The 26,151-nt window shown below is 62.1% G+C and carries 30 protein-coding genes; 23 read left to right on the plus strand and 7 right to left on the minus strand.

Going from position 1 to position 26,151, the window contains the following annotated elements; genetic code table 11:
- Positions 1-33: 33 nt before the first annotated feature.
- From BN1134_RS05585 to BN1134_RS05665, 17 genes are all read left to right on the plus strand, one after another.
- The gene (locus BN1134_RS05585) at positions 34-1,137 is read left to right on the plus strand and encodes a protein-glutamate methylesterase/protein-glutamine glutaminase (protein WP_042045798.1); all 1,104 of its coding nucleotides are present in this window, start codon (positions 34-36) and stop codon (positions 1,135-1,137) included.
- Positions 1,137-1,874 carry a flagellar motor protein gene (locus BN1134_RS05590; RefSeq protein ID WP_042045841.1) on the plus strand — a complete coding sequence of 246 codons (738 nt, stop codon included), beginning with the start codon at positions 1,137-1,139 and terminating at the stop codon, positions 1,872-1,874. The genes BN1134_RS05585 and BN1134_RS05590 overlap by 1 nt, the downstream gene beginning before the upstream one ends.
- Before the next feature lies 1 nt (position 1,875).
- Positions 1,876-2,796, plus strand: coding sequence for a flagellar motor protein MotB (locus BN1134_RS05595; RefSeq protein WP_042045800.1), 921 nt, complete (start codon positions 1,876-1,878; stop codon positions 2,794-2,796).
- Position 2,797: 1 nt separating this feature from the next.
- Positions 2,798-3,592 (plus strand): ParA family protein, encoded by a 795-nt coding sequence (locus tag BN1134_RS05600; protein ID WP_042045801.1) that lies wholly within the window; start codon positions 2,798-2,800, stop codon positions 3,590-3,592.
- Positions 3,589-4,437 (plus strand): chemotaxis protein CheW, encoded by an 849-nt coding sequence (locus BN1134_RS05605; protein WP_042045803.1) that lies wholly within the window; start codon positions 3,589-3,591, stop codon positions 4,435-4,437. Before BN1134_RS05600 ends, BN1134_RS05605 begins: the two co-directional genes overlap by 4 nt.
- Before the next feature lie 59 nt (positions 4,438-4,496).
- Positions 4,497-4,985 carry a chemotaxis protein CheW gene (locus tag BN1134_RS05610; RefSeq protein WP_042045805.1) on the plus strand — a complete coding sequence of 163 codons (489 nt, stop codon included), beginning with the start codon at positions 4,497-4,499 and terminating at the stop codon, positions 4,983-4,985.
- A gap of 9 nt (positions 4,986-4,994) precedes the next feature.
- Positions 4,995-5,399 (plus strand): DUF2802 domain-containing protein, encoded by a 405-nt coding sequence (locus BN1134_RS05615; protein WP_084214722.1) that lies wholly within the window; start codon positions 4,995-4,997, stop codon positions 5,397-5,399.
- 135 nt (positions 5,400-5,534) lie between these two features.
- Positions 5,535-6,170: a cytochrome c biogenesis heme-transporting ATPase CcmA gene (gene ccmA / locus BN1134_RS05620; protein ID WP_042045806.1), complete on the plus strand. Its 636-nt coding sequence runs from the start codon at positions 5,535-5,537 to the stop codon at positions 6,168-6,170.
- Positions 6,170-6,838, plus strand: a complete 669-nt coding sequence (gene ccmB / locus BN1134_RS05625; RefSeq protein ID WP_042045807.1) for a heme exporter protein CcmB — start codon at positions 6,170-6,172, stop codon at positions 6,836-6,838. The genes ccmA and ccmB overlap by 1 nt, the downstream gene beginning before the upstream one ends.
- Positions 6,839-6,958: 120 nt before the next feature.
- Positions 6,959-7,699, plus strand: a complete 741-nt coding sequence (locus BN1134_RS05630; RefSeq protein WP_042045809.1) for a heme ABC transporter permease — start codon at positions 6,959-6,961, stop codon at positions 7,697-7,699.
- Positions 7,700-7,701: 2 nt separating this feature from the next.
- Entirely contained in the window at positions 7,702-7,908 is a 207-nt protein-coding gene (ccmD, locus tag BN1134_RS05635) for a heme exporter protein CcmD (RefSeq protein ID WP_042045811.1), read from the plus strand.
- Complete coding sequence (ccmE, locus tag BN1134_RS05640) at positions 7,905-8,396, plus strand: cytochrome c maturation protein CcmE (RefSeq protein ID WP_042045812.1); 492 nt, start codon at positions 7,905-7,907, stop codon at positions 8,394-8,396. Before ccmD ends, ccmE begins: the two co-directional genes overlap by 4 nt.
- Positions 8,393-10,348, plus strand: coding sequence for a heme lyase CcmF/NrfE family subunit (locus tag BN1134_RS05645; protein WP_042045813.1), 1,956 nt, complete (start codon positions 8,393-8,395; stop codon positions 10,346-10,348). The genes ccmE and BN1134_RS05645 overlap by 4 nt, the downstream gene beginning before the upstream one ends.
- Entirely contained in the window at positions 10,345-10,875 is a 531-nt protein-coding gene (locus BN1134_RS05650; protein WP_042045814.1) for a DsbE family thiol:disulfide interchange protein, read from the plus strand. Before BN1134_RS05645 ends, BN1134_RS05650 begins: the two co-directional genes overlap by 4 nt.
- Positions 10,875-11,339, plus strand: a complete 465-nt coding sequence (locus BN1134_RS05655) for a cytochrome c-type biogenesis protein (RefSeq protein WP_042045816.1) — start codon at positions 10,875-10,877, stop codon at positions 11,337-11,339. The genes BN1134_RS05650 and BN1134_RS05655 overlap by 1 nt, the downstream gene beginning before the upstream one ends.
- Positions 11,336-12,577, plus strand: a complete 1,242-nt coding sequence (gene ccmI, locus BN1134_RS05660) for a c-type cytochrome biogenesis protein CcmI (protein ID WP_042045818.1) — start codon at positions 11,336-11,338, stop codon at positions 12,575-12,577. The genes BN1134_RS05655 and ccmI overlap by 4 nt, the downstream gene beginning before the upstream one ends.
- Positions 12,578-12,662: 85 nt before the next feature.
- Complete coding sequence (locus tag BN1134_RS05665) at positions 12,663-13,490, plus strand: MlaA family lipoprotein (RefSeq protein ID WP_042045820.1); 828 nt, start codon at positions 12,663-12,665, stop codon at positions 13,488-13,490.
- 83 nt (positions 13,491-13,573) lie between these two features.
- Here the strand turns inward: BN1134_RS05665 and sodB are convergent, their stop codons facing one another.
- On the minus strand, positions 13,574-14,158 hold the full coding sequence (sodB, locus tag BN1134_RS05670) for a superoxide dismutase [Fe] (RefSeq protein WP_042045821.1): 585 nt from the start codon (positions 14,156-14,158) through the stop codon (positions 13,574-13,576).
- 282 nt (positions 14,159-14,440) lie between these two features.
- Between sodB and BN1134_RS05675 the strand changes: the two genes are divergently transcribed.
- Positions 14,441-14,776 (plus strand): Grx4 family monothiol glutaredoxin, encoded by a 336-nt coding sequence (locus tag BN1134_RS05675; protein ID WP_042045843.1) that lies wholly within the window; start codon positions 14,441-14,443, stop codon positions 14,774-14,776.
- Positions 14,777-14,848: 72 nt separating this feature from the next.
- On the opposite strand, the gene BN1134_RS05680 is transcribed toward BN1134_RS05675, so the two are convergent.
- On the minus strand, positions 14,849-16,060 hold the full coding sequence (locus BN1134_RS05680; protein ID WP_042045822.1) for an RsmB/NOP family class I SAM-dependent RNA methyltransferase: 1,212 nt from the start codon (positions 16,058-16,060) through the stop codon (positions 14,849-14,851).
- A 167-nt stretch (positions 16,061-16,227) separates the two neighbouring features.
- Between BN1134_RS05680 and BN1134_RS05685 the strand changes: the two genes are divergently transcribed.
- The 5 genes from BN1134_RS05685 (at position 16,228) to BN1134_RS05705 (ending at position 21,118) form a co-directional block, all read left to right on the plus strand.
- Positions 16,228-18,258: a reprolysin-like metallopeptidase gene (locus BN1134_RS05685; protein ID WP_042045823.1), complete on the plus strand. Its 2,031-nt coding sequence runs from the start codon at positions 16,228-16,230 to the stop codon at positions 18,256-18,258.
- The gene (locus BN1134_RS05690) at positions 18,237-18,560 is read left to right on the plus strand and encodes a hypothetical protein (protein ID WP_042045825.1); all 324 of its coding nucleotides are present in this window, start codon (positions 18,237-18,239) and stop codon (positions 18,558-18,560) included. The genes BN1134_RS05685 and BN1134_RS05690 overlap by 22 nt, the downstream gene beginning before the upstream one ends.
- A gap of 103 nt (positions 18,561-18,663) precedes the next feature.
- Positions 18,664-19,302 (plus strand): pyridoxamine 5'-phosphate oxidase, encoded by a 639-nt coding sequence (pdxH, locus tag BN1134_RS05695; protein WP_042045827.1) that lies wholly within the window; start codon positions 18,664-18,666, stop codon positions 19,300-19,302.
- Positions 19,303-19,412: 110 nt separating this feature from the next.
- Positions 19,413-19,925 (plus strand): GNAT family N-acetyltransferase, encoded by a 513-nt coding sequence (locus BN1134_RS05700; RefSeq protein ID WP_042045828.1) that lies wholly within the window; start codon positions 19,413-19,415, stop codon positions 19,923-19,925.
- Between the two features lie 161 nt (positions 19,926-20,086).
- Positions 20,087-21,118, plus strand: coding sequence for a permease (locus tag BN1134_RS05705; protein WP_042045829.1), 1,032 nt, complete (start codon positions 20,087-20,089; stop codon positions 21,116-21,118).
- A 61-nt stretch (positions 21,119-21,179) separates the two neighbouring features.
- On the opposite strand, the gene BN1134_RS05710 is transcribed toward BN1134_RS05705, so the two are convergent.
- The 5 genes from BN1134_RS05710 to BN1134_RS05730 all read right to left on the minus strand — a co-directional run bounded on the left by BN1134_RS05710 (position 21,180) and on the right by BN1134_RS05730 (position 26,068).
- Positions 21,180-22,310: a ribosomal protein uL16 3-hydroxylase gene (locus BN1134_RS05710; protein ID WP_042045831.1), complete on the minus strand. Its 1,131-nt coding sequence runs from the start codon at positions 22,308-22,310 to the stop codon at positions 21,180-21,182.
- 66 nt (positions 22,311-22,376) lie between these two features.
- Positions 22,377-23,747 carry an adenylosuccinate lyase gene (gene purB, locus BN1134_RS05715; protein ID WP_042045832.1) on the minus strand — a complete coding sequence of 457 codons (1,371 nt, stop codon included), beginning with the start codon at positions 23,745-23,747 and terminating at the stop codon, positions 22,377-22,379.
- 32 nt (positions 23,748-23,779) lie between these two features.
- Positions 23,780-24,394: a high frequency lysogenization protein HflD gene (hflD, locus tag BN1134_RS05720; RefSeq protein WP_042045833.1), complete on the minus strand. Its 615-nt coding sequence runs from the start codon at positions 24,392-24,394 to the stop codon at positions 23,780-23,782.
- A 29-nt stretch (positions 24,395-24,423) separates the two neighbouring features.
- Entirely contained in the window at positions 24,424-25,530 is a 1,107-nt protein-coding gene (mnmA, locus tag BN1134_RS05725) for a tRNA 2-thiouridine(34) synthase MnmA (protein ID WP_042045835.1), read from the minus strand.
- An 88-nt stretch (positions 25,531-25,618) separates the two neighbouring features.
- Positions 25,619-26,068, minus strand: coding sequence for an NUDIX hydrolase (locus BN1134_RS05730; RefSeq protein ID WP_084214724.1), 450 nt, complete (start codon positions 26,066-26,068; stop codon positions 25,619-25,621).
- Positions 26,069-26,151: the final 83 nt, after the last annotated feature.

Below are 26,151 nucleotides of genomic sequence, written 5' to 3' on the forward strand. Positions count from 1 at the left end.
CCGGCAGCAAGATCAAGGGGTTAAAAAAGAATAATGGCAGTAAAAGTACTGGTAGTAGATGACTCCAGCTTCTTCCGTCGCCGTGTTAGCGAGATCATCAATCAAGATCCGGCTTTGACGGTTATCGACACTGCACGAGATGGGCAAGAGGCGGTGGATAAAGCCATCGCCTTGCGCCCTGACGTCATCACCATGGACATAGAAATGCCGGTGCTTGACGGGATCAGTGCGGTTCGCGAGATCATGGCCAAGAACCCGACCCCCATTCTGATGTTCTCTTCCTTGACCCATGAGGGCGCTAAAGCCACCCTTGATGCGCTCGATGCAGGGGCGCTTGATTTCTTGCCCAAGAAGTTTGAAGACATCGCCCGTGACAAGGAAGAGGCGGTCAACCTGTTGCAGCAGCGTGTCAAAGCGATTGCCCGCAAGCGTTTCATGCTCTCTGCATTTCGCACTAGAAGTGCCGGCGAGCCCTCACCCGTTCTTAACAAGCGCGAACCACCCGTAGAAAGACCCGTGGCTCGCCCCAGCGTCCCGTCCGTGTTTAAGCGCTCAGGGAAGACGTATCAGCTGGTGGCTATCGGCACCTCCACGGGGGGCCCCGTGGCGTTACAGAATATCTTGACCCAATTGCCTGCGGATTTTCCCCACCCGATTTTGCTTATCCAACACATGCCATCGACGTTTACTGCGGCGTTTGCTGCCCGTCTCAACGGGTTGTGCAAAATCGGCGTGAAAGAGGCGGCTGATGGTGATGTGCTGCGCCAAGGTCAGGCCTATTTGGCTCCTGGTGGCAAACAGATGCTGGTTGAGGGAAGGGGAAGCCACGCTCGCCTGCGTATTATCGACGGTAATGACAAGGTCAATTACAAGCCCTGTGTCGATATTACCTTTGCCTCCGTGGCCAAGTCTTTTGGCGATAAGGTGCTGGCGATCGTGCTGACGGGCATGGGGGCCGATGGGCGCGATGGCGCTCGTCTGCTCAAGGAGCAAGGCGCCACCATTTGGGCGCAGGATGAGGCCAGTTGTGTGGTCTACGGCATGCCTCAGGCGGTAGCCAAAGCAGGTCTTTCCAGTGAGTCGTTGCCGCTGGATCGCATTGCTCAGTGCATGTTGGTTGAACTGGGGCGCCAATGATCGGTTGGGCGGGACTGTTGTTGGCCCTTGGCTGTATCGCCTTGGCCCAGCGTTGGCATGGTGGCAGCCTGCTCACTCTGCTCGATGGTCCTGCCTTTCTTATTGTGGTTGGCGGCACCTTGGGGGCCGTCATACTGCAGACTCCCACGCGTTATTTGAAACAAGCGGTCGTTCAGCTCGGTTGGCTGTTTCGCCCGGAGCCGCTCGATCTGGCTTCCCAGGCGCAGCGGCTTGAGGCGTGGGCGCTGCGTGGCCGCCAATATGGTTTGCTCGCCCTGGAGGAGCTGTCCGATCAGGAGAGCGAACCCTTCACCCGTAAGGGACTGACTATGTTGGTCGACGGCGTAGAGATAGAGCACATGCGTGAGCTGCTTGAAGCCGAGATCACCATTGAGCAGGAGCGCAACGAGCATGGCGCCAGAGTGTTCGAGTCCCTGGGGGGTTACAGTCCGACCATCGGCATCATAGGTGCTGTCATGGGGCTAATTCAGGCGATGTTTAGTCTGGAAGCGCCCGCTGAGTTGGGGGCTGGCATTGCCGTTGCCTTTGTCGCCACCATCTATGGGGTTGGGTTGGCCAATCTGTTCTATCTCCCGGTAGCCAATCGGCTGCGAACTCTTCACTATCACCAAGCCCTGTTTCAGGAGATGACCCTGGAGGGATTGCTCGGTATTGCGCACGGCGACAATGCGACCCAGTTGCGGCGGCGACTGCAGATCTATCTGCAAGGGGAGTAACATGCGTCGTCGCCACCGCCTGCAGCTTAAGGGGCGCGAGCATCTGGATCGCTGGCTGATCTCGTATGCCGATTATATGACGCTCATCTTTGCACTCTTTGTCGTGCTCTACTCGGTTGCTGTGGTCGACAAGGAGAAGTACCGCAGTGTGATCGATGGCCTCTCACAGGCCTTCAGCCAGCAGCAACCGCCCAGTAATGGATTGCTTGACGGGGTAGGCAGCCACTTGCTTGACTCCGCATCTGCGGCGGCGCCGGCCACCTTGCTCGACTCTGCCACCACTTCTCAGGCTCCTGACTCCATCATCATGCAGCGACAAGATGGCGCATCTCTTGCAGAGATTGATGCACAGCTTGGACTTGCCGTCGGTGCACTGGTGGAGGCGGGCTTGGTCAAGATCAATCGCGATGACGAATGGTTGACCATTGAACTCAGTGCCGGCCTGTTGTTTGCCAGCGGCAGTGCCACGTTAGGTCGCAATGCGCCGGATGTGATTGCGGCAGTCTCAAGAATTTTAAAACCGGTCGATAACTATATAAGAGTGCGTGGTTATACGGATAACCAACAGATAAACAATGAAATTTTTCACTCCAACTGGCAGTTGTCTGCGGCCAGGGCTGGTGCGGTGTTGGAGTCACTGATGGCGCTGGGTATCGACCCGCATCGCTTGGCGATGGAGGCCTATGGTGAGTTTTCTCCTTGGAGCGACAACCGCAGCGAGCAGGGGAGGGCACAGAATCGTAAGGTGGTGATCGCGCTTTCACGCTATGCCTGGGTTGCGCCCTTGGCTGAGCGCCAGGTGAAGGAAAACACTTCCGCCACTGAACCGATGGTTCCGGTGACCGAGCCAAATGAGCAGGACATCAAGGTAATTACGCTCCCCAGTGGGGGCATACGCATAACGACAAGAAAGGAACCATGACGTGAGAGTGTGGACGGTGGCCAACCAGAAAGGAGGAGTCGGCAAGACGACGACAGTTGTTTCGCTGGCCGGCATTCTTGCTCAGCGTGGCAAGCGGGTGCTGCTCATCGATACCGACCCGCACGCTTCGCTCACCGCCTATCTGGATTATGATTCGGATGGGTTGGATGCCACCCTGTACGAGTTGTTTCAAGCACCGCGCCCGAGTGCGGAGCTGGTCAAAGAGATAACCCTCAAGACCAAGTTTGAGAATATCCACCTGCTCCCCGCCTCCATCACCTTGGCAACCCTGGATCGCATCATGGGTAACCGTGAGGGCATGGGGTTGGTGCTCAAGCGCGCGTTGCTGCAAATTCAAGATCAATACGACTACGCCATCATCGACTGCCCACCAGTGCTGGGGGTGATGATGGTCAATGCGGTGGCGGCCAGTGACCGCATACTGGTGCCTGTGCAGACGGAGTTCCTGGCGCTCAAGGGGCTCGAGCGGATGATGAAAACGTTCGAGATCATGCAGCGCTCTAAAAAAGAGGGGTTCAAGTACACCATAGTGCCGACCATGTTTGACAAGCGGACTCGAGCCTCACTGATGACGCTCAAATCCGTCAAGGAGCAGTATGGCGAGGCGGTCTGGCCGTCTGTGATCCCCATCGACACTAAGTTCCGTGATGCCAGCCTGCTGCATGTGCCTCCCTCTATTTATGCACCGGGTAGCCGCGGTACCTATGCCTATCAGACGCTGTTGCAATTTCTGGATGCGTTAGAGAAGAAAGAGCAACTGGAGAGGGCGCCATGAGAGAGTCGACCCAATACCGCACCATGGATGATTACTTCCACGCCTTGCTGTTGGAAGAGCCTCTGCCTGAGCCTGAATTGCAGCCGTTACCGCAGCCTGCTGCCGAGCCGTTACTGGCTGCGCGTCCCTATCTGGAGGAGCCCTCCCGCATAGAGCGGCTCTCCGATCTACTGGCCCAGGTGGGGCAGGTTCAAGATGAGATGGAGGTGATCGCCCACCAAGAGGTGGAGGCCTTCAACATCGATGTGGCCACGACCATTGCCGTTGCCGAGACGCAGGCTGTTGTCGAGTCTACCGTCGTCGAGCCTGAAGTGGTGCCCGCTTCGGTGGTGGAGCCGGAGGTCGCTGTGCAGACCACGCTCGTGGAGAGTGCTGCCGCCCCGACGGCGTGGCGCAATATTGAGCCTGGCCATGAGTTTCAAGCGCTCTTTTTTGAGGTGGCGGGCGTGATGTTCGCAGTGCCTTTGACCGAGCTTGGGGGGATCCACCGGCTGGGGGAAGTCACGTCACTGTTTGGGCAGGCGCCGTGGTTTCGGGGCATCATGACTCAGCGTGAGAAGAAACTCAGTGTGGTGGATACCGCCCAGTGGGTCATGCCGGATGAGGATCACAGCGCCTTGGCGCCTTATCAGTACCTTATCATGCTGGGGGATTCGAGCTGGGGGCTCTCTTGCCACCATCTCAAGGGGACAGAGAAGCTGCGCAGTGATCAGATCAAGTGGCGCCATCAGGAGGGCAAGCGCCCTTGGTTGGCGGGCATGGTCAAAGATAAGAGGTGTGCTCTGCTGCATGTTCACGAGCTGCTACGTCTGCTCGATCGCGGCGTTAATATCGATGGGCGCTGAGTTCCAGTTGTTTTATTGCTAGTTTTACTAACACCCCTTTTATATTGAGGAACGGGATTATGAGCGAAAAGCGTAATGTTGCACAGAATCTGGCGGAAGACGAGGTGTTGCAATGGGTGACCTTCCAGCTGGAGAACGAGACCTACGGCATCAACGTGATGCAGGTACAAGAGGTGCTTCGTTATACCGAGATCGCCCCGGTGCCTGGTGCCCCTGACTATGTGCTGGGGATCATCAACCTGCGCGGCAATGTGGTCACCGTGATCGACACTCGCTCCCGCTTTGGGCTGCCGCCTGTTGAAGTGAGCGAAAACTCCCGTATCGTCATTATCGAAGCGGAAAAGCAGGTCATTGGTATCATGGTCGACAGCGTGGCTGAGGTGGTTTATCTTCGAGCCTCTGAAATCGACGTGGCACCTTCGGTGGGTACTGAAGAGAGTGCCAAGTTTATCCAGGGTGTCAGTAATCGTGATGGTCAACTGTTGATTCTGGTTGATCTCAACAAGTTACTGAGTGATGAAGAGTGGGATGATATTGGTTCACTCTAAGGATTGGCGGTGATTTCTTTAATTCAATGGTTAGCCCTGGTGTTGGCCCTCTTTGCGCTAGGGTGCTGTGTTGGGGTTTGGCTCGGGCTCAAACGCAACAAAAAGCAGGCTGAAGAGGAGAGGGACGTGTTATTGGGTCGCGTGGAGAGCATGCGCAAGCAGCTCACCGAGATCCATGCAGGCTCCATTGGTATGGGGCAGCGCCTGCAAGGCATGGAAGGGCATATCCAGCATTTGCAGGATAGCCAGCAGGAGCTGCAACTGCTTGAACCCGAGCGTCGCCTGTACAGCCGCGCCGCCAAGATGGTGGAGCTGGGCGCCGATGTGGAAGAGCTGATGGCCGAGTGCGAGTTGCCCAAGGCCGAGGCGGAGCTACTCATCTCCCTGCGCAAGGGCAGTCAGCGCAAAGAATAGACAGGGCCAGGAACGCGAAGGAAGGCGTTCCTAGGCTGCCTCCTCACTTTCTACCTCTTTCCCTCTGTTGTGGGAAAAGACCCGTCCGCTTCTTGTGGTACACTGCCGCAGCCTTTGCCAACAGACAGAAAGACCATGCTCGACGCTCACCAACTGACCTGTGTCCGGGAAGAGAGGACGCTGTTCGAGTCACTCTCGTTTCGGGTGCTACCCGGTGACATCGTCCAGATTGAAGGGCCAAATGGGGCGGGTAAGACCAGCCTGTTGCGGCTGCTCACCGGCCTTTCGCTCCCGTTTGAGGGGCACGTCTCCTGGCGAGGGGAGGATATCCGCCGCTGCCGCGACGACTTCCATGCCAGTTTGCTCTATCTCGGCCACCATCCCGGCACCAAGGCTAACCTGACGGCCTACGAGAACCTCGCTTTCTATCAGCAGATCCACCATCGCCACGAGCCGCGCGATCTCTGGCAGGTGCTGGCCAAAGTGGGGCTGGCGGGCTTTGAAGAGACGCCGTGTGCCCAACTCTCGGCGGGCCAGCAGCGTCGGGTGGCCTTGGCCCGCCTGTGGCTGAGCGAACAGCCGGCCCTGTGGATCCTCGATGAACCCTTCACCGCCATCGACAAGCAGGGGGTCGGGGTGCTTGAGCAGCTGTTTATCGAGCATGCCGAGCGCGGTGGCATGGTGGTGCTGACCACCCACCAGGATCTCCACCTCAGCCAGGATCGCTTGCGGCGAATCCATCTGGGTGATGCGATGCGGGGGGCCGCCTGATGCTGCATGCCTTTAGCCAGGTGGTGCGCCGCGAGCTGCGCATGGCCCTGCGGCAACGCTCGGAGATCCTCAATCCCCTCTGGTTCTTTCTCATCGTCATCACCCTGTTTCCACTCGGGATAGGGCCCGAGCCGGCCCTGTTGGCGCGCATTGCTCCCGGCATCATCTGGGTCGCGGCCCTGCTCTCGGCCATGCTCGCCCTCGAGCGGCTGTTTCGCGATGATTTTGCCGACGGAGCCCTCGAGCAGTTGATGCTGATGCCTGCGCCACTCGGGGTGCTGGCACTGGGTAAGGTGCTGGCCCACTGGCTGCTGACCGGCCTGCCCCTGCTGCTGCTCTCGCCGCTGATCGCGCTGCTGCTCTCCCTTGATCTGCGTACCTGGCAGGCGGTGGCGCTGACGTTGCTGCTCGGCACCCCGGTGCTGAGCCTGCTCGGGGCGGTCGGGGTCGCGCTGACCGTGGGGCTGTGCCGTGGTGGTGTGCTGCTGAGCCTGCTCATTTTGCCGCTCTATGTCCCTGTGCTCATCTTCGCCACCTCGGCCATCGATGCCGCCGGCATGGGGCTGCCCTACAGCGGTCAGCTCGCGATTCTCGGCGCCCTGTTGCTGGGGGCCCTGACCCTGACCCCGCTGGCGGTGGCGGCCGCGCTGCGGGTGAGCATGAACTGAGCGTGAGTTTGCGGTGGATCAAGGAGTGTCCCGCTTATTCCGATAGGGGTATTTTTTATGCCCATTTAACCGGTAAGGTAGGCTTGCCGGATGACAGATAACGCTAAGGTATTGTGAATTATGTGGAAATGGTTGCATCCCTATGCCAAGCCGGAGCGCGCCTATGCCCTGGCTGGGCGCCTGCTGCCGTGGTTTGCCGTGGTGAGCCTGCTGGCCTTTATCGTTGGCTCGGTGTGGGGGCTGGCGTTTGCTCCGGCCGATTATCAGCAAGGGGATTCGTTTCGCATCATCTACATCCATGTGCCGGCGGCCATCTGGTCGATGGGAGCCTACTCCACCATGGCCGTGGCGGCCCTCATCGGCCTGGTGTGGCAACTGCGCATGGCGCACATGACGGTGGCGGCCATCGCCCCGGTCGGTGCCGTCTTCACCTTCATCGCCCTGGTGACCGGGGCGGCCTGGGGTAAGCCCATGTGGGGCACCTGGTGGGTATGGGATGCGCGCCTCACCTCCGAGCTTATCCTGCTGTTTCTCTATCTCGGGGTGATTGCCCTTTACAACGCCTTCAGCGACAAGGCGCTGGCCGGTCGCGCCGCCGGTATACTGGCTCTGGTGGGGGTGGTGAACCTGCCCATCATTCACTACTCGGTGGAGTGGTGGAACACCCTGCACCAGGGCGCCAGCATCACCAAGTTCGCCAAGCCCTCGATCGCCCCCGACATGTTGTGGCCGCTGCTGTTCATGATCCTGGCGTTTGCCGCCTTTCTCGGTGCCGTGACCCTGATGCGCTTTCGCAACGAGTTGCTGATGCACGAGTGGCATCGCCCCTGGGTCAAGGCCATCGCCGAGCAGGAGAAGTAACCATGCACTTCGCATCTTTTGCCGATTTCCTGGCCATGGGTGGCTACGCCTTCTATGTCTGGCTCTCTTTTGCTATCACGCTGGCCTCCCTGGTCGGCATCGTCATGACGACCCGTCTCAAGCGTCGCCAGCTGCTCGGCGAGCTGCGCCGCAAAGAGGCCCGCGAAGCGCGCCGGCAGGCGGCCCAGTCCATGGAGAACACCCTATGAACCCGCGACGCAAGAAGCGCCTTTCCATCCTGCTGGCCATCCTGCTGGGGTTAGGGGGCGTGATTGGCCTGGTGCTCTACGCCTTGAGCCAGAACATCGATCTCTTCTACACCCCGACCGAGCTGGTGCGCGGTAAGGGGCCGGAGCAGATAAAGCCGGAGGAGGGGCAGCGCCTGCGCATCGGCGGTCTGGTGCTGCCCGGATCGGTTCAGCGTGCCAGCGACAGCCTCAAGGTGAGCTTCAAGCTGGCCGATGCCGGCGGAGAGGTGGTGACCGTCCATTTTAACGGCATATTGCCGGATCTGTTTCGCGAAGGGCAGGGGATCGTCGCCCAAGGCACCCTGCGCGATGCCACCACCATCGATGCCTTCGAGGTGCTGGCCAAGCACGACGAGAACTACATGCCACCGGAGGTCGCCGATGCCCTCAAGGGGATGGATCACTACAAGACCCAGTACGGCAAGCAGCCGGAAGGAAGCCAGAAATGATGCCTGAATTGGGCCAGTTTGCCCTGATCCTCGCCTTTGCCGTGGCCCTGCTGCTCGGCACCTATCCGCTGCTGGGGGCCCACTATGGCCGCCTGGGCATGATGAACGCCGCGCGGCCCCTTGCCTATATGCAGTTGCTGGCCCTGCTGGTCTCGTTTGCCTGCCTCACCTGGGCCTTTATCGACAACGACTTCACGGTGCAGTATGTGGCCACCAACTCCAACAGTCTGCTGCCGCTGCAATACCGCATCTCGGCGGTGTGGGGCGCCCATGAGGGGTCGCTGCTGCTGTGGGTACTGATCTTAAGTGGCTGGACCGCCGCCGTGGCGCGCTTTAGTCGCGGTCTGCCGCTCGATGCGGTGGCGCGGGTACTCGGGGTGCTGGGGCTGATTGCCGTGGGGTTTACCGCCTTTGTGCTGCTCACCTCCAACCCCTTTACCCGTACCCTGCCTTTCTATCCGGTGGACGGGCGCGATCTTAATCCGCTCTTGCAAGACCCCGGCCTCATCTTCCACCCGCCGATGCTCTACATGGGCTATGTCGGCTTTGCGGTGGCCTTCGCTTTTGCCATCGCGGCGCTGCTGACCGGCCGGCTCGACGCCACCTGGGCACGTTGGTCACGGCCATGGACCATGGCCGCCTGGATCTTCCTGACCCTGGGGATTGCGCTCGGCTCCTGGTGGGCCTATTACGAGCTGGGCTGGGGCGGTTGGTGGTTCTGGGACCCGGTAGAGAACGCCTCCTTCATGCCCTGGCTGGCCGGCACCGCGCTGCTGCATTCGCTGGCGGTGAGCGAGAAGCGGGCCACCTTCAAGGCATGGACCGTGCTGCTGGCCCTCTCGGCATTTTCCTTGAGCCTGCTCGGCACCTTCCTGGTGCGCTCCGGCGTGCTGGTCTCGGTGCATGCGTTTGCCTCCGATCCGACCCGCGGCCTGTTTATCCTCGGCTTCCTGCTGGCGGTGATCGGCTCCTCCCTGCTGCTCTACGCCTTCAAGGGCGGCCAGGTACGCAGCCACGGCAAATTCGAGCTGTGGAGCCGCGAGACCCTGCTGCTTGGCAACAACATCCTGCTGATGGCCGGGCTGCTCACCGTGCTGGTCGGCACCCTGCTGCCCTTGGTGCACAAGGAGTTGGGGCTGGGCAGCATCTCTATCGGCACCCCCTTTTTCAACCACATCTACAGCTGGCTCATCATTCCGTTTGCCCTGCTGCTCGGGGTCGGCCCCCTGTTTCGCTGGCGCCGTCAGGAGCTGGCCGACCTCCGCGGCAAGGTGGTGGTGGCCCTGCTGGTGAGCCTGCTGGCCGCCATCGCGCTGCCGCTGCTGTTTGCCGATAGCGTTAAGCCCTGGGCCTCTCTGGGCATTGGCCTAGGGGTCTGGATCATGGTCACCAGCGTGCAGGAGACCTGGGCGCGTGCGACCCACCGCTACCGTTTCGTCGAGGGGGTCGTCAAGCTCGGCAACAGCCACTGGGCCATGATCCTCGGTCACGTCGGGCTGGCGGTGACCATCATCGGCATCGCCTGTACCCAGAACTACAGCATCGAGAAAGACTTGCGCATGCAGCCGGGGGATCGCGCCACCTTCGCCGACTACGAGTTTGTCTTCGCCGGCATCCGCCAGAAGGACGGCCCCAACTACCACGGCTTCAAGGGGGTGATCGAGGTACACAGGGATGGCCGTCAGGTGGCCCTGCTCAAGCCCGAGAAGCGCAACTACATCGTCACCCGCATGCCGATGACCGAGGCGGCCATCGATGCCGGCTTTACCCGCGATCTCTATGCCGCGCTCGGCGAGCCCTTAGGGGGCGATGCCTGGGCGGTGCGCCTCTACTACAAGCCGTTCGTGCGCTGGATCTGGGTCGGCGGCCTCATCATGGCGCTGGGCGGCCTGCTGGCCATGCTCGATCGCCGCTACCGTTTCAATCGCCGTGAAGAGGAGGCCAAGGCATGAGCCGCAAGCGCTGGCTGTTTCTGATCCCCTTTGTCGTCTTCATGCTGGGGGCCCTGTTTCTGTTTCGCGGCCTCTACTCCGATCCGCGCAAGCTCGAGTCGGTGCTGGTGGGCAAGGAGGTGCCGGTGTTCACCCTGCAAGACATCTTCGATCTCTCCAAGCAGCACGATCGCTCCTTGCTGACCGGCCGCCCCATGCTGCTCAATGTCTGGGCCACCTGGTGCCCGACCTGCTACTCGGAGCATGAGTACCTCAAGGCGCTCGCCTCCCAAGGCATCGCCATCATCGGCATGAACTACAAAGACGATCGCACCAAGGCCATCGGCTGGCTCAAGGAGCTGGGCAACCCCTATCAGGTGACCCTGTACGATCCGGATGGCATGCTGGGGCTCGATCTCGGTGTCTACGGCGCCCCCGAGACCTTCTTTATCGACAGCCAAGGGATCATCCGCTATCGCCACGTAGGGGACATCAATCCCCAGGTGTGGGAGAGCAGCCTCAAGGCCATCTACGAGGGGATGAAGTGATGCGCACTCTGTTGTTTTCCCTGTTGCTGCTGGCAGGGCTGAGCCCGGCTTATGCCGGCATCGATGTCTATGCCTTCGAGAGCGATGGCCAGGAGCAGACGTTTCGCGAGCTGACCCGCGAGCTGCGCTGCCCCAAGTGCCAGAACCAGGACATTGCCGACTCGAATGCGGGTCTGGCCAAGGACTTGCGCGACAAGACCTACCTGATGGTGCGCGAGGGCAAGAGCAAGCAGGAGGTGATCGACTACATGGTCGCCCGTTACGGCAACTTCATCCTCTATGATCCGCCCCTGATGGCCTCGACCCTGATCCTCTGGGCCGGGCCGCTGCTGGTGATCCTGATTGGCACCAGCGTGGTGGTGGTACGCAGCCGCCGACCCGCGCCGACGGGTGAGGCCGCCTCCCTGAGCGAGGCTGAGCGGCGCCGTCTCACGCAACTGCTCGATGAGGATAACGACGCATGATCGGATTTTGGATGGCCGCCCTGGCCCTGGTGGCGCTGGCCGCCACCGCCCTGATCCTGCCCCTGTGGCAGGGCAAGGGAGAGAGCCCGCTGACTCGCTCCGAGCTCAACAAGCGCCTCTATCGCCGCCGTCTCGCTGAGCTGGCCGAGGAGCGCGAGCAAGGGGTGCTCGGCGATGAGAAAGAGGCGGAGCTGGAGCTGCAACGCAGCCTGCTCGATGACATTCCCGATGCAGAGCAGCGTGCCAGCAAGGGGCGCAGCCTGCTGTGGCTGCCGGGGGTAGCGGTGCTGGTGGTGGTGAGTGTCGGGCTCTATTTGCAGCTCGGTGCCTGGCGTGAGGTGCAGGTGTGGCGCGACGCCTCATCCCGCCTTGGCGAGCTCAGTAACCGCATCCTGGTCGAGCGCGACGCTAATGTCACCGAGCAGGATCTGCAATCTTTCATCCTGGCCCTGCGCACCCGCCTGCAAAGCGATGGCGACGATTATCGTGGCTGGCTGCTGCTCGGCCGCCTGCTGCTCGACGGGCGTGACCCTGAATCGGCGGCGCAGGCGCTGGACAAGGCCTATCGCTTGGCGCCGAGCCCGGATCTGGTGGCCGCCCCTTATGCCGAGGCGCTGCTGGCGACCGGCGATGAGGCGCGGGCCAAGCAGCTGCTTGAGCAGGCGCTGGCCAGCGATCCTAACAATCTCGAGGCGCACTCGACCTACGCCTTCATGGCGCTGCAACAGGAGGACTACCGGGGGGCGCTGGCCCGCTGGCAGGCGATGCTGCCGCTCTTGGAGAAAGGCTCTACGCGCTATCAGATGATTGAGCGCTCCATCGCCTTTGCTCGGCAGAGGCTGGAGCAGCGCGGTGAGGTGCTGCACGGCACGGGGCAGGGAGAGGCCGCGGTCGAGTCAGGCTTCCCGCTGTCCGTGACCCTGGCTGACGGCATAGTGCCGCCCGAGGGCGCCTATCTGTTTGTCTTCGCCGTGGTGCCGGATGGCCCGCCGATGCCGATTGCGGTGCAGCGCATCCCCAACCCGCATTTTCCGGTGTCGCTGCGCCTGAGTGATGCTGACGCCATGATGGAGGGGAGCCGGTTAGCCGATCACCCCGAGCTGCAGTTCAAGGCCCGCCTCTCGGCCAGCGGTAACGTGATGGAGAAGAGCGGTGCTTTCGAGGGGCTCTCCCATCGCGTGCGCACCGGGGAGGGGAAGCCGGCGTCGATTGACATTCGTATCGATCACGCTCTTTAATACCCCCTTTCGCGCCCGGCCCCCGCTTGAGGGGTCGGGTTCATATAGAATAAAGCCAAGTACAACAACAGAGATGGTGCCTACGATGCAACTGCGAGTGGCGGCGTTATTGCCTTTTCTTCTGCTGGCCGGCTGCGCCGGCGGTCCCCCCAAGCAGGGGCCCGAGAGCCTTCCCGATCCCATGGGGCCGGCCCCCAATGCCAAGGCGGTCAGTACCGCCAATGATCCCAAGGACCCGTTTGAGGGGACCAACCGGGCCATGTGGGCGGTCAACTATGACGTGCTCGAGCCTTATGTGGCCCGCCCCGTGGTGCACGCCTATGCCAACCATGTGCCCGAGTCGGTCAAGACCGGCATCGAGAACCTGGTCGAGAACTTCAACGAGCCGAGCAGCATGGTCAACCACCTGATCTCGGGCGATCTGGCTGGTGCCGGCACCAACCTGGGCCGCTTTACCCTCAACACCACGGTCGGCCTGCTCGGCATCTTCGACGTGGCCAAACACGTCGGGCTGGAGCGCAACAAGCTGGAACTCTCCACCGTGCTGGGGCGGATGAGCATTGGCGATGGCGCCTACCTGATGGTGCCGGTCTACGGCCCCACCACCACCCGCCAGCTGGTGGGGGACACGGTCGATACCCTCTACTTCCCCTATGCCTTGCTGACGCTGCCGCTGCGGGCGGTGCACTGGGCGCTCAACGGGGTGGGCAATCGCTCCAAGCTCATCGATCAGGAGCCCATCATCGACAACGCGCTCGATCCCTACAGCCTGACCAAGGGCTTCTATCTGCAATACAACCAGACCAAGGTGGAAGGCAAGCAGAGCTCGTTTGGTGAAGGGGCGCAGGGCAAGAGCCCGTTGCAAAACGACGACGAGCATCTTGACGACTACATGGACGAGATTGACCAGTGAAAACCAGGCGCCTGCGGGCGCCTGTTTTGATTGGCTGGAGATAAAAAAACGCCCCGCACTGCGGGGCGTTTTCATGGGGTCAATCAGGCTGCCAGGTTCTTGGCGGCGAACTCCCAGTTCACCAGGGCCCAGAAGGCTTCCATGTACTTCGGACGCAGGTTGCGGAAATCGATGTAGTAGGCGTGCTCCCACAGGTCGACGGTCAGCAGCGGGGTGACACCGGCTTCGGTCAGCGGGCAACCGGCGTTGGAGGTGTTCATGATGGCCAGGGAGCCGTCTGCCTTCTTCACCAGCCAGGTCCAGCTGGAGCCGAAGTTGCCGATAGCAGACTTGGTGAAGGCATCCTTGAACTCGGCGAAGGAGCCGAACGCTTGGTTGATGGCATCGGCCAGGGCGCCGGTGGGCTCGCCACCGCCGTTCGGGGAGAGGCAGTGCCAGTAGAAGGTGTGGTTCCAGATCTGGGCGGCGTTGTTGAAGATGCCGGCGCTGGAGGTCTTGATGATCTCTTCCAGGGACTTGCCTTCAAACTCGGTGCCCGGTACCAGGTTGTTCAGGTTGACCACGTAGGTGTTGTGGTGCTTGCCGTGGTGGTACTCCAGGGTCTCCTGGGAGATGTGCGGTTCCAGTGCATTGATTGCGTAGGGCAGAGCGGGAAGTTCGAATGCCATTGTCTACTCTCCATTGGCGATCGCCGGGGCGATGGTTGCACGACATTACGGTTTCTTTTCCCTGAGAAAAGAAATCTTTTTAGAAATATTGGGATAAGCCCAATAGGGACGGCCGGATTGTAGCGCTTAGTGACTGGAGTCACAACCACAGGACTTGCCATGATATGGATCAAAAAGGCATACAAAGATGAAAAAGAGGGTAATAACCCCTGACTTTGTAAGTTTGTGAGGCGCATCCCATGGGGTAGAATGGGCGCCAACAACGTGCAATGTGAGGCATTCATGGAAACCATCGACAAGATCAAGCAGCAACTGGCAGAGAACCCCATCATCCTGTACATGAAGGGCTCCCCCAAGCTGCCGAGTTGCGGCTTCTCCGCCCAGGCTTCCCAAGCCATGATGGCGTGCGGCGAGCCGTTCGCCTATGTCGACATACTGCAAAATCCGGACATCCGTGCTGAGCTGCCCAAGTTCGCCAACTGGCCCACCTTCCCGCAGTTGTGGGTAGAAGGTGAGCTGATCGGCGGCTGCGACATCATGCTGGAGATGTATCAGGCGGGCGAGTTGCAGACCTTGATCAAGGAAACCGCGGCCAAGTACAAGCAAGACGAGGCGTAATCGTCGCGCTGATAAGATTAAAAAAAGGAGCCTAAAGGCTCCTTTTTTGTGCGAGGGAAGTGGCGCTAGGCATCAGGCGATGCGTTCGAGACGAGCCAAGTAGAAGCCGTCGAAACCGGTCTCAGCCGGGCTGATGCTCTCGTCCTCAATGAGACGGAACCGATCGTTCTTGGCTAGGAAGGCATCGATCTGGGCGCGGTTCTCCATCGGCAGGATGGAGCAGGTGGCATAGACCAAAATGCCGCCTACTTTCACCATGCGGCTGTAGCTCTCGAGGATCTCTGCCTGCAGGGCCACCAGCGGGGCGAGCCGCTCGGCGGTGTCCTTCCACTTGGTGTCGGGGTTGCGCTTGAGCACGCCAAGGCCCGAGCAGGGCACGTCCAGCAGCACCCGATCGGCGCTCTCTTTCAGGCGCTTGATGGTCTTGCTGTCTTCGATGAGGCGGGTCTCGACGTTGTGGGCACCGGCGCGGCGGGCGCGCTCCTTGAGGTTGTCGAGCTTCCACTGCTCCACATCCATGGCGATGAGGCGCCCCTTGCCCTGCATGGCCGCGGCAATGTGCAGCGTTTTGCCGCCGGCACCGGCGCAGGCGTCGATGACCCGCATGCCCGGCTCCACCGCGAGGGCGGCGGCCACCTTCTGGGAGCCGGCGTCCTGCTGCTCAAACAGGCCGTCCTTGAACGCCTTGGTCTTGAACAGGGCGGCATCAGAGGTGATCTCAAGGGCCGTGTCGACCCCTTCCACCTCGATGGCCTCGACCCCCTCCTTCTTGAACTGGGCCAGCAGCGCGGCCTTGTCCCCTTTGAGGGTGTTGACGCGCACGAAGCGCCGGGGCATCTCGCTCAGGGCGGCCCGCTCGCGCGGCCAGGCGTCACCCAGCTGATCGGTACCGAGCTTATCGAGCCAGGTCGGGCAACCGTCCATCAGGGCCGGGCTCTTCTTGGCGTCTTGCAGGCGGAAGCGGAAGGTCTCCTCCTTGAAGCGATCCAGGCTGCGGTGGTTCGGCATCGCAATGCGGTGGAACGCATGCCACGCCAGCAGCAAGGGCCATCCCATCTTGCCGGCCTGACGCACCTGGATGCCGGCCAGAGCGCAATAGAGGTTGAGGCGGCGCAACAGATCGCCGGTGACCAAGGCGACTCGGGCCTGCTCAAAGGGCTTGAGGCTCAACCCCGAGAAGCGACGGGAGTAGGCGCGATCGAGCGGCATGCCCTGGTTGAGCACGTCATCGAGCAGGGCGGCAACCAGATCGCCGAGGCGAGGGTGCAGGGGGGACTTGAGCATGAGAGTAACCTTGGCCAATTAAAACCGCGCAATGATAGGGACTAGACCGTTGGGGTGCAACCTTAACCAAAAAGGGAGAAGTGTGACGGATGCACTGGACTCAGTACTAAAACCGAGGAATGATTCACTTCTTTTTTTATAACAATAAGTTGCGAAAGGATATTGCAATGCGATTAACAACAAGTATCAGGCTGGCATTATGGGTGGCAGGTTCACTTGCTGGTGCGGCGCAGGCCGGACAATGGCAGACGCTGGCTGAGCGGGGTAGCCATACCGGCGAGGTGCGGGCCAGCCAGTACCGGGTGGTCGACGTGGCCGCCGACTATCTCACGGGGCTCTACCAGTCGATGGGGACTCTTGAGCTTCCCCTGCCTGAGGGGGGCAGTGTTACTTTCAACATTGCTGCCTACGATCTGCTGCCGGCCGATCTGGCGGCACGTTATCCGACGATTCGCACCTTTAAAGGGGAGAACGTCAGCGACCCGACCCAGACCGGCCGTTTTGACGTCGGTGACAACGGCTTTCACGCCGTGTTCAGCCATCAGGGGCGCCTCATCTATGTCGACCCGCTGCCCGGTGGCCGCTTCGCCGTCTATGACCAACGCGATGCCGACAGCCGCTTGAATGAAGAGGCCGACAAGGTGCTCGGCAGTGCCAAGAGTACCCTGGCACGCCAGGTAGTGAGCCAGGGCAATGAGCTGCGCACTTACACCATCGCCATCTCGGCGGCCGGTGAGTACACCCAGTTCTTTGGGGGCTCCAAGACGCTGGCGATGACTGCCATCGCTACCCTGCTCAACCGGGTGAATCAGGTCTACCAGCGCGATCTCGGGGTGGAGTTCCAACTGGTGAGCGGCAACGACGAGCTGATCTTCACCGATCCCAATACCGATCCCTTCTATAACGGGGATAACCCGAATTACACCTTTTTCAGCAGCCCCTACGACGAGAACGACGTCACCAAGAACATGCAGGTGCAACGTGAGGCGTTCACCAACGGCAAGATTGGCCCCTATGACATCGGTCACGTGGTCAACACCGGTGGTGGTGGCCTGGCGGGCCTTGGTGTGCTCTGCGCCGGCGAGGAGAAGGCGGCGGGCATGACGGGCTCCGATCAGCCCACCGGGGATGCCTTCTTCATCGACTATGTGGCCCACGAGATTGGTCACCAGATGGGGGCCGATCACACCTTCAACGGCACCACCGGCAGTTGTGGCGGTGGCAACCGGGCGGCTGACCAGGCCTGGGAGCCGGGCAGCGGCAGTACCATCATGGCCTATGCCGGGATCTGCGCCGACGGGAGCAATAACGAGAACTTGCAGGCTCATAGCGATCCCTACTTCCACAGCAAGTCCATCGAGCAGATGAAGGCGCATATTGCGACGGTGGCGAGCTGCGGCACCGCGGTGGCCAGTGGCAACCGCCCCCCTGAGGTCAATGGCGGCAACGACCGCGTCATTCCGGCGCGCACCCCCTTCGTGCTGGTGGGTAGCGGCAGTGATCCGGATGGGGATACCCTGAGCTACACCTGGGAGCAAATCGATCTCGGCATGGCCTCCGACAGTGCTGAGACCATGGTCGATGACGGCAGCCGTCCTTTGTTCCGCTTTGTGCCCCCCACCGCGCAGCCCGAGCGCACCCTGCCGGCCCTCTCATCGCTGCTAAGCGGCTCCCTGGTCAAGGGGGAAGCCTGGCCGACCACGGCGCGCACCCTGCATTTTCGTCTGACTGCCCGCGACAACAAGGGCGGCGTGACCAGTGCTGAGCGGGCGGTGCAGATCGTGCCCACGACGTCTCCCTTTGCCGTGGCTCCGCCTAAATCCCTGAGCCTCGCCATGGGCGCTGAGAACACAGTGCAGTGGAACGTGGGTGACACCGATCTGCCCCCCATCAGCTGTGCCAAGGTCGACATCAGCCTGACCAGCGACGAGGGTAAGCACTGGCTGGCGCTGGCTAGCGCAGTGGCGAACAGCGGTACGGCCAAGGTCACCATCCCCAGTGGCATCACCTCACCTTCACGCCTCAAGGTGGCGTGCAGCGACAATATCTTCTTTGCCCTCTCGCCCAAGCTGGCGGTGCTCGACAGCGGCGGTAACAACCAGGGCAGCGACAACGGCGGTGGCGGCGGCGGTGGTGCCTTCGGCCTGTTCGGTCTGCTGCTGGCAGGAGGTGCCCTGTGGCGTCGGCGCAACCCTTAGTGCTGACGCTGCTGGCGTTGCTGGCGGGTTGTCAGGTGCAGGCACAGGGGCCACAGGCCGACGTGCAGGCCAGCCTCAAGGCCGGGGATACCCGCCTCATTGTGCGGGCCGGGCGCGGGCAGACGGCGCCGGGCATCCCCGCCGGAGAGCAGGCCGATGCCAAGGCGCGCTGTGGTATCCGCTACCTTGAGGGGCTGGGGGATGTCATCCGCCCCGGTGAGCAGGAGCAGCATACCAAGCGGGTGCTCTATGCCAGCGAGTACAACCGACTGATGTTGCCGCACTGCAAGGCGGCGCAGTAATGAAGCGGGGAGGCGTGAGCCTCCCCGCCTCTTTGGAGGTTGTCTCATCTGCCGGCCACGCGCACAATGGGGGCTTTCGTGTGCCGTAGCTAAGGGAATCAAGATGATGGACGTGGCCGATCTGCGCCGTGAATACACCAAAGGGGGGCTGCGCCGTGCCGATCTGCCGGCCGAGCCGCTGACCCTGTTTGAAAAATGGCTGGCTCAGGCCTGTGAGGCGCGCCTCTCCGATCCCACCGCCATGGTGGTGGCGACCGTCGACAGCGAGGGGCAACCCTGGCAGCGCACTGTGCTGCTCAAGCACTACGATGCGGCCGGCATGCTGTTTTACACCAACATGGGCAGCCGCAAGGCGCACCAGCTGGATGGCAACCCGCGCATCAGCCTGCTGTTTCCCTGGCACATGCTGGATCGGCAGGTGCATGTCACCGGCCGGGTCGAGAAGCTCAGCACGCTGGAGGTGATGAAGTACTTCCACAGCCGCCCCAAAGAGAGCCAGATCGCCGCCTGGGTCTCCCAGCAATCCTCGCGTATCTCGGCGCGCGGCGTGCTCGAGTCCAAATTCCTCGAGCTCAAGCAGAAGTTCGCCAAGGGGGAGGTGCCCCTGCCGAGCTTCTGGGGGGGCTACCGGGTGGTGATCGATACCGTCGAGTTCTGGCAGGGCGGTGAGCATCGGCTGCACGACCGCTTCTACTACACCCGGGCCGGGGAGGGGTGGCAGGTCGAGCGTCTGGCCCCCTGAGCCGTGGCCGATAAAAAGAGGGACATTCCCTCATTTTTGATATGGCAGGCTCAGTTTCTCCCCTGCCTTGTGAAATAATGCGCCGTCCCTAGCGCAAAGAGAGAGAGGTCATGCTGAGAACCGAACGTCCTGGCGATATGCTGCCGGTTCAGGAACTGCTTGAGGCCGCCTTTGGTCGCGGCGACGAGGCCGAGTTGGTCAACCGCCTGCGCGAAAATGGCGCCGCCGTGGTCACCATGGTGGAAGAGGAAGAGTATGAGTTCATGGGGCACCTGCTGATGAGCCCGGTGACCATCGACGGCCAGGAGGGCCCCTGGCTCGGTCTGGCCCCGCTTGCCGTGCACCCGCAGTGGCAGGGGCAGGGGATCGGCTCGGATCTGGTGCGCGAGGGGCTCGATACGGCACTCGAGATGGACTGGAAGGCGGTGGTGGTGCTGGGGGATCCCCTCTACTACCAGCGTTTCGGGTTTCGCCCGGCGAGCGAGTTCGGTCTGCACTGTATCTACGAGGTGCCCGCCGAGTGCTTCATGGCGATGGAGCTCGAGCCCGGCAGCCTGACCGGCATTCAGGGTGAGGTGCTCTATCACCCCCTGTTTGACGCGTTACCGGACGAGCAGGAGTAAACCGCGGCGGCCGATGGGCCGCCGCGTTCTCATCAGGGCAAACCACACCTCTCTACTGCATCGTGGAACATGTTACTCTCTACGCCCGGTTTTTGGGTCAGCCCGCCATCAGAGCGGAGCGGCCGATTTCAGTTAGGCAACGGTTCAGAGAAAGGATCCCCATGTCAGTGCAACCCCTCACTCACCAGGCGCCCCATCGCGCCTGGTGGAAACCCCTGATCTTCTTCGCGTTGATGGCCGCCGGCCTGTGGCTGGTGAAATGGCAACCCTACTACGGCAAGGCGCTCAGTGCGGCGCAGAGCCACTCCATCGGCGCTTCGGTGCTGGCGGGGCTGGACTCGGCCCCGCTGCAAGCGGCCATCGACTACACCCTGCTCTATTTCAAGGCGGTCTGGAAGGCGGCGCTGCTCGGCATACTGCTCGGCTCCCTCATCCAGGTGCTGATCCCGGCCCAGTGGCTGCGCCGCGCCCTCGGCCAGGAGCGGCTGCGCAGCTCGCTGTTGGGCTCCCTCTTCTCCCTGCCCGCCATGATGTGCACCTGCTGCGCCGCGCCGGTGGCTGCCGGCATGCGCAAGTGCTCGGTCTCGATGGGCGGGGCGCTGGCCTTCTGGCTCGGCAATCCGCTGCTCAATCCCGCCACCCTCATCTTCATGGGGTTTGTGCTGGGCTGGCAGTTCACCCTGCTGCGGCTGGTGGCCGGTCTGGTTATCGTGTTCGGCGTGGCGGCCCTGGTCGGCCGTCTGGTGCGTGAGCCGGCGCCGGTCGATCCGGTTCCCCTGCCGGAGCCTGAGGCGCGGCCTGCTGGCTTCTGGCCACGTTGGGGCCAGGCCCTGTGGCGGCTGTTTGTCAGCACGGTGCCGGCCTATGTGCTGGCGGTGATGGCGCTGGGCGCCGCCCAGGTGTGGCTGTTCCCCCACGCAGGGCAACTCGGTGATGGCATGGGCTGGCTGCTTGGCATGGCGCTGGCGGGCACCCTGTTTGTGATCCCGACGGCCGCCGAGATCCCCATCACCCAGGCCATGTTGGCGGCCGGGCTTGGCATGGGGCCGGCGCTGGCGCTGCTGGTGACCCTGCCGGCGGTGAGCCTGCCTTCGCTGCTGATGCTGCGAAAGAGCTTCCCGGCCCGGGCCCTGTGGCTCACTGCCGCCGTGGTGGTGGGGGTCGGGGTGCTGACCGGCCTGCTGGCAGGTTAAGCCACATCAAACGCAAAAGGGCGCCCATGGGCGCCCTTTTTGTCGATAGTCATCAGATAAATTAGCCGAAGAACCAGTAGCCACGGTTGACCAGGCGGGTAAACAGCGTCAGGAAGCCGGCCTGATCTTCGAGGGTCACCATGTCGCTCTGGGTCACCACGTCGCGATCGCACAGCAGTGCCAGTGCGGTGGGATCGCTGCTTGGCAGCGACCAGCTCTCGCCGTCGATGTAGCAGTGATCGCTGGCATCGGCGAAGCGCACGCAGCGCAGGCCCGGCACCCGGATGGCCGGCTCGCCGCTGGCGAGCAGGTTGGCGACCTCCTCCTCGCTGTAGTCCGGATCGACCGGCACCACGTCGAGATCGTGCTTGGCCTCGGAGATCATGGCGCCAAACCAGGCCTTGAACAGGGTGTCGTCATCGAGGGCGTGCTGCATCAGCTCGCGCAGGCGGTGCAGCTCATGGGGCTGAATTTCGCCGTGGTGCTCGCGCGCCTTGAGATCCGGGTCGCCGTAGCGCTCGGTGGTGATCTCGTTGTCGATCAGGTGATCGGCAAAGGAGGAGAGCAGATCGCGGGCATCGGGGGCACGGAAACCGGTCGAGTAGTTCATGGCCGGCTCGATGGCATAGCCCTCGTGGGGGAATCCGGGCGGGATGTAGAGGATGTCACCCGGCTCCAGCACCGCGTCGATGATGGCATCGAACGGCTCGCAGTGGCGCAGGGCGCCGTGAGCGGCGAACTCGTTGAGGGGCAGGGCATCGCCCACCCGCCAGTGGCGGCGGCCGATCCCCTGGGTGATGAATACGTCGTAGTTGTCGATGTGCGGGCCGACGCCGGCCCCTGGGGTGGAGAAGCTCACCATCACGTCGTCAAAGCGCCAGCCGGGGATGAACTGGAACGGGATGGCCAGCTCGTTGACCTCGGGGCTCCAGTGGTTGCACGCCTGCACCAGGATGGTCCAGTTCTCCTCGCCCAGGTGGTCATAGGCTTCGAAGGGGCCGTGCTCGGCATGCCACTTGCCGTCGAAGCGGGTCACCAGGCGGGACTCCACCTCCTGCTCCATGGCCAGCCCCGCCAGCTCATCCGGCGTGATGGGGTCGGCAAAGTCCTTGAAGCCACCCTTGATGAGGAGCGGGCGCTTTTGCCAGTAGTGCTCGAGGAAATGGGCGATATCGAGATTGAGTTCGTACATGGTGTCTCTTTAGCGGTTCGGTAAAACGGCAAAGGGGCCCGGTGGGCCCCTCTGAAAGGCGGACGCTTACTTGAGTTCGTCCACCAGGCGCTGGGCGGCGCCGATGTAGTTGGCCGGGGTCAGCTTTTTCAGCTCGACCTTCACCGCCTCCGGCAGTTCCAGCGTGTCGATGAAGGTGCGCATCCCCTCGGCGTCGACGCGGCGGCCACGGGTCAGCTCTTTGAGCTTCTCGTAGGGCTTCTCGATGCCGTAGCGGCGCATCACGGTCTGGATCGGCTCGGCCAGCACTTCCCAGTTGGCATCCAGATCGGCGGCCATGGCGTCGCCGTTGGCTTCGAGCTTGGAGATCCCCTTGAGGGTCGCCTGATAGGCAATCAGGGAGTAGCCCACCGCCACGCCGAGGTTACGCAGCACGGTCGAGTCGGTCAGATCGCGCTGCCAGCGGGAGATCGGCAGCTTGGCGGCCAGGTGCTGGAACACGGCGTTGGCCAGCCCCAGGTTGCCTTCGGAGTTCTCAAAGTCGATCGGGTTGACCTTGTGCGGCATGGTGGAGGAGCCGATCTCGCCGGCGATGGTGCGCTGCTTGAAGTGACCGAGCGAGATGTAGCCCCACACATCGCGATCGAAGTCGATGAGGATGGTGTTAAAGCGCGCCATGGCATCGAACAGCTCGGCGATGTAGTCGTGCGGCTCGATCTGGGTGGTGTAGGGGTTCCAGGTCAGGCCGAGGGAGGTGACGAACTCCTCGGAGAACTGGTGCCAGTCCACTTCCGGGTAGGCGCTGAGGTGGGCGTTGTAGTTGCCCACGGCGCCGTTGATCTTGCCGAGGAACTCGACCGCCATGATCTGCTTGAACTGGCGCTCCAGGCGATAGGCGACGTTGGCCATCTCCTTGCCCATGGTGCTCGGGGTGGCCGGCTGACCGTGGGTGCGCGAGAGCAGCGGCAGGTCGCGGTACTCATGAGCCAAACGTTTGATTTCGGCGATGAGTTTTTCGCAGTAGGGCTTGATCACCTCTTCCCGCGCGGCTTTAAGCATCAGACCGTGGGAGTTGTTGTTGATGTCTTCCGAGGTGCAGGCGAAGTGGATGAACTCGGAGACAGCCTCCAGCTCGGGCAGCACCGCCACTTTCTCCTTCAGGAAGTACTCGACCGCCTTCACATCGTGATTGGTGGTGCGTTCGATCTCCTTGATGCGGGCCGCGTCGGCCTCGCAGAAGCCACTGACGATCCCGTCGAGCAGTGCGTTGGCGTCGCGGCTGAAGGCGGGCACTTCCGGGATCCCGGCGGTGCTGGCCAGCTTTTGCAGCCAGCGCACTTCCACTTCAACGCGAAAACGCAGCAGGCCGTATTCGGAGAAGATGGGGCGCAGCGCCGCCGCCTTGTCGCCGTAACGGCCATCGATCGGAGAAACAGCAGTCAGTGCTGACAGTTCCATGTGGTGAACTCCTGATGGTTGGTGTGGGGGAATCAGTATTGCTTGGCCAGCTCCACCATCTTCTTGCGGGCGAAGATGATCTGGGTGCGGCTGCCGCCGAGCTGGCGCCACAGCACCACGGCACGGATCCCGGCCAGCAGCAGGGCACGCACCTTGTGCTGCACCATGGGCTGCTGCAAGTAGAGCGGGGTGCCCGCCACCTGGATGCGCGGCCCGATGGGGCTGATAAGGTCGCTGTAGATGCTGGCCATGTTGGCCAGCACCTGCTCGTCAAGCAGATCGAAGTGCTGCAACTGGCGATCGATCTGGCCGATCCGCTCGCTCAGCATGGCCAGCAGATCACGCCGCTTGGCCAGCTTGCGCTCAAGGGCGATCAGGCTCACCACATAGCGGGTCAGCTCGGCATTTTTCTGGCTGCCGTCGGCGCCGAGCTGCTCGACTAAGGCGCGGTAGCCGTCACGAATGGCCAGGTGGGTGTTGTTGTAGACCTCGAGCGGATGGCTCGGATTGGTCACCAGTACGCTGGAGAGGCTCTCGCGCAGGGCGGCCTCGTCGCAGGAGCCGTTACGGGCCACCTGCTGGACCAGGGCGGCCGCCTGGCAGATGCCGGCGAACGCCATGGTGCGATCTTGATACTTGTCGCTCACGTTTTGTGCCTTTTGGATGCAGTGGGCGCTTAGGCGCCGTGGCTGAAACGTTGCTCGATGACACCGCCGCCGAGGCACACCTCACCGTCGTAGAAGACGGCGGACTGGCCCGGCGTGACGGCGGACACCGGCTCATCGAAGGTGACGCGGATGGTCAGGTCGTCGATGGGCTCGATGAGGCAGGGAACATCCTGCTGGCGATAGCGGGTCTTGACGGTGACCCGGCGCGGCGCGCGGATCGGGGTGCGGTCAACCCAGTGCAACTGGCTGGCGATGAGGCCGTCGGAGTAGAGCCGCGGGTGCTCCCCTTGCGCCACGATAAGCGTATTGCGCGCCACCTCTTTGTCGACCACGTACCAGGGCTCTTCACCGGCGTCTTTTCGCCCGCCGATGCCAAGGCCCTTGCGTTGACCCAGGGTGTGATACATCAATCCCTGGTGCTCGCCGATGATCTGGCCATCCACGGTTTCAATGGGGCCCGGCTTGGCCGGCAGGTATTGGGCCAGGAAATCCCGGAACTTGCGCTCACCGATAAAGCAGATGCCGGTGGAGTCTTTTTTCTTGGCGGTGATGAGATCCAGCTCCTCGGCGATGCGGCGCACCTCGGGTTTTTCCAGATCCCCGACCGGGAACAGGCTCTGTCCCACCTGGGCTTCGCTTAAGGTGTAGAGGAAGTAGCTCTGATCCTTGTTGCCGTCGAGGCCGCGCAGCAGGCGCGGGCGGCCGGTCGAGTCGTCGCGGCGCACATAGTGGCCGGTGGCGATGTAGTGGGCGCCCAGCTCCTCGGCGGCAAACTCCAGGAACGCCTTGAACTTGATCTCCTTGTTACACAGGATATCGGGGTTCGGCGTGCGGCCGGCCTTGTACTCTTCCAAGAAGTGCTCGAACACGTTGTCCCAGTACTCGGCGGCGAAGTTAATGGTGTGAAGCTCGATGCCGAGCTTGTCGCACACGGCCTTGGCATCAGCCAAATCCTGGGCGGCAGAGCAGTACTCGTCCGTGTCGTCCTCTTCCCAGTTCTTCATGAACAAGCCTTCGACCTGATAGCCCTGCTGCTTGAGCAGGTAGGCCGAGACGGAAGAGTCCACGCCGCCGGACATGCCGACGATCACCTTGATTTGGCTGTTGTCTGTCATCAGTTGTGAAAATCCTTGCATTTGACGGGGCGCATTCTACCAGAAGTTCGCGCCCCGGGTCATATCGGACTGCACCCGCCATACACGGTCACATATGGGCCTGTAAGGCATGCAGCGGCAAGCGGGTGCCGGCCAGATAGTTGTCGATGGTCTGCCACACCAGAGGGCTGCGCAGGCTGGCGCGCCGCTCGGCGATCTCCTCGCGGGTCCACCAGTGGCAGGCGAGCACATCACCGTCCGGATCTTCTGGATGGTGGTCGCCGGGCGGATTTTCAAGTTCGAACACGAAGGCAAAACGCACATAGGTGGCGGCGGTGTCGTGCGGGCGAAACAGGCTGGCACCGAGCCAGGCGGTGGGCGCCAGCTTCAGGCCGCTCTCTTCGTACAACTCGCGGCACATCGCCTCCGTCAGGGTCTCCCCCGCCTCTACGTGGCCGGCGGGCTGGTTGAAGCGCCGCTCCCCACCTATCTCCTCTTCCACCATCAGAAAGCGCCCCTGCCAGTGAACCAGGGCGGCGACGGTGAGGCGGGTTTCCATCATGATGAGGCTCCTTGTTTACCGGAGTGGCGACGGGCCGGACGGCGGGCGGTGGCGCGGCCCTTGCCGGTGGAGGACGATGA

This window comes from Aeromonas simiae, from assembly GCF_000820125.1.
GTDB classification, from domain to species: domain Bacteria; phylum Pseudomonadota; class Gammaproteobacteria; order Enterobacterales; family Aeromonadaceae; genus Aeromonas; species Aeromonas simiae.

Excerpts from the sequence above, each read along its gene's own strand:
- BN1134_RS05630 (WP_042045809.1), top strand. The coding sequence starts at position 6,959 with ATGTGGAAATGGTTGCATCCCTATGCCAAGCCGGAGCGCGCCTATGCC.
- BN1134_RS05645 (WP_042045813.1), top strand. The coding sequence starts at position 8,393 with ATGATGCCTGAATTGGGCCAGTTTGCCCTGATCCTCGCCTTTGCCGTG.
- ccmD (WP_042045811.1), top strand. The coding sequence starts at position 7,702 with ATGCACTTCGCATCTTTTGCCGATTTCCTGGCCATGGGTGGCTACGCC.
- purB (WP_042045832.1), bottom strand. The coding sequence starts at position 23,747 with ATGGAACTGTCAGCACTGACTGCTGTTTCTCCGATCGATGGCCGTTAC.
- BN1134_RS05605 (WP_042045803.1), top strand. The coding sequence starts at position 3,589 with ATGAGAGAGTCGACCCAATACCGCACCATGGATGATTACTTCCACGCC.
- BN1134_RS05650 (WP_042045814.1), top strand. The coding sequence starts at position 10,345 with ATGAGCCGCAAGCGCTGGCTGTTTCTGATCCCCTTTGTCGTCTTCATG.
- BN1134_RS05675 (WP_042045843.1), top strand. The coding sequence starts at position 14,441 with ATGGAAACCATCGACAAGATCAAGCAGCAACTGGCAGAGAACCCCATC.
- BN1134_RS05655 (WP_042045816.1), top strand. The coding sequence starts at position 10,875 with ATGCGCACTCTGTTGTTTTCCCTGTTGCTGCTGGCAGGGCTGAGCCCG.
- BN1134_RS05610 (WP_042045805.1), top strand. The coding sequence starts at position 4,497 with ATGAGCGAAAAGCGTAATGTTGCACAGAATCTGGCGGAAGACGAGGTG.
- BN1134_RS05705 (WP_042045829.1), top strand. The coding sequence starts at position 20,087 with ATGTCAGTGCAACCCCTCACTCACCAGGCGCCCCATCGCGCCTGGTGG.
- ccmA (WP_042045806.1), top strand. The coding sequence starts at position 5,535 with ATGCTCGACGCTCACCAACTGACCTGTGTCCGGGAAGAGAGGACGCTG.
- sodB (WP_042045821.1), bottom strand. The coding sequence starts at position 14,158 with ATGGCATTCGAACTTCCCGCTCTGCCCTACGCAATCAATGCACTGGAA.
- BN1134_RS05595 (WP_042045800.1), top strand. The coding sequence starts at position 1,876 with ATGCGTCGTCGCCACCGCCTGCAGCTTAAGGGGCGCGAGCATCTGGAT.
- BN1134_RS05710 (WP_042045831.1), bottom strand. The coding sequence starts at position 22,310 with ATGTACGAACTCAATCTCGATATCGCCCATTTCCTCGAGCACTACTGG.
- BN1134_RS05730 (WP_084214724.1), bottom strand. The coding sequence starts at position 26,068 with ATGGAAACCCGCCTCACCGTCGCCGCCCTGGTTCACTGGCAGGGGCGC.
- BN1134_RS05665 (WP_042045820.1), top strand. The coding sequence starts at position 12,663 with ATGCAACTGCGAGTGGCGGCGTTATTGCCTTTTCTTCTGCTGGCCGGC.
- ccmE (WP_042045812.1), top strand. The coding sequence starts at position 7,905 with ATGAACCCGCGACGCAAGAAGCGCCTTTCCATCCTGCTGGCCATCCTG.
- BN1134_RS05685 (WP_042045823.1), top strand. The coding sequence starts at position 16,228 with ATGCGATTAACAACAAGTATCAGGCTGGCATTATGGGTGGCAGGTTCA.
- pdxH (WP_042045827.1), top strand. The coding sequence starts at position 18,664 with ATGATGGACGTGGCCGATCTGCGCCGTGAATACACCAAAGGGGGGCTG.
- ccmI (WP_042045818.1), top strand. The coding sequence starts at position 11,336 with ATGATCGGATTTTGGATGGCCGCCCTGGCCCTGGTGGCGCTGGCCGCC.
- mnmA (WP_042045835.1), bottom strand. The coding sequence starts at position 25,530 with ATGACAGACAACAGCCAAATCAAGGTGATCGTCGGCATGTCCGGCGGC.
- BN1134_RS05585 (WP_042045798.1), top strand. The coding sequence starts at position 34 with ATGGCAGTAAAAGTACTGGTAGTAGATGACTCCAGCTTCTTCCGTCGC.
- BN1134_RS05680 (WP_042045822.1), bottom strand. The coding sequence starts at position 16,060 with ATGCTCAAGTCCCCCCTGCACCCTCGCCTCGGCGATCTGGTTGCCGCC.
- BN1134_RS05700 (WP_042045828.1), top strand. The coding sequence starts at position 19,413 with ATGCTGAGAACCGAACGTCCTGGCGATATGCTGCCGGTTCAGGAACTG.
- ccmB (WP_042045807.1), top strand. The coding sequence starts at position 6,170 with ATGCTGCATGCCTTTAGCCAGGTGGTGCGCCGCGAGCTGCGCATGGCC.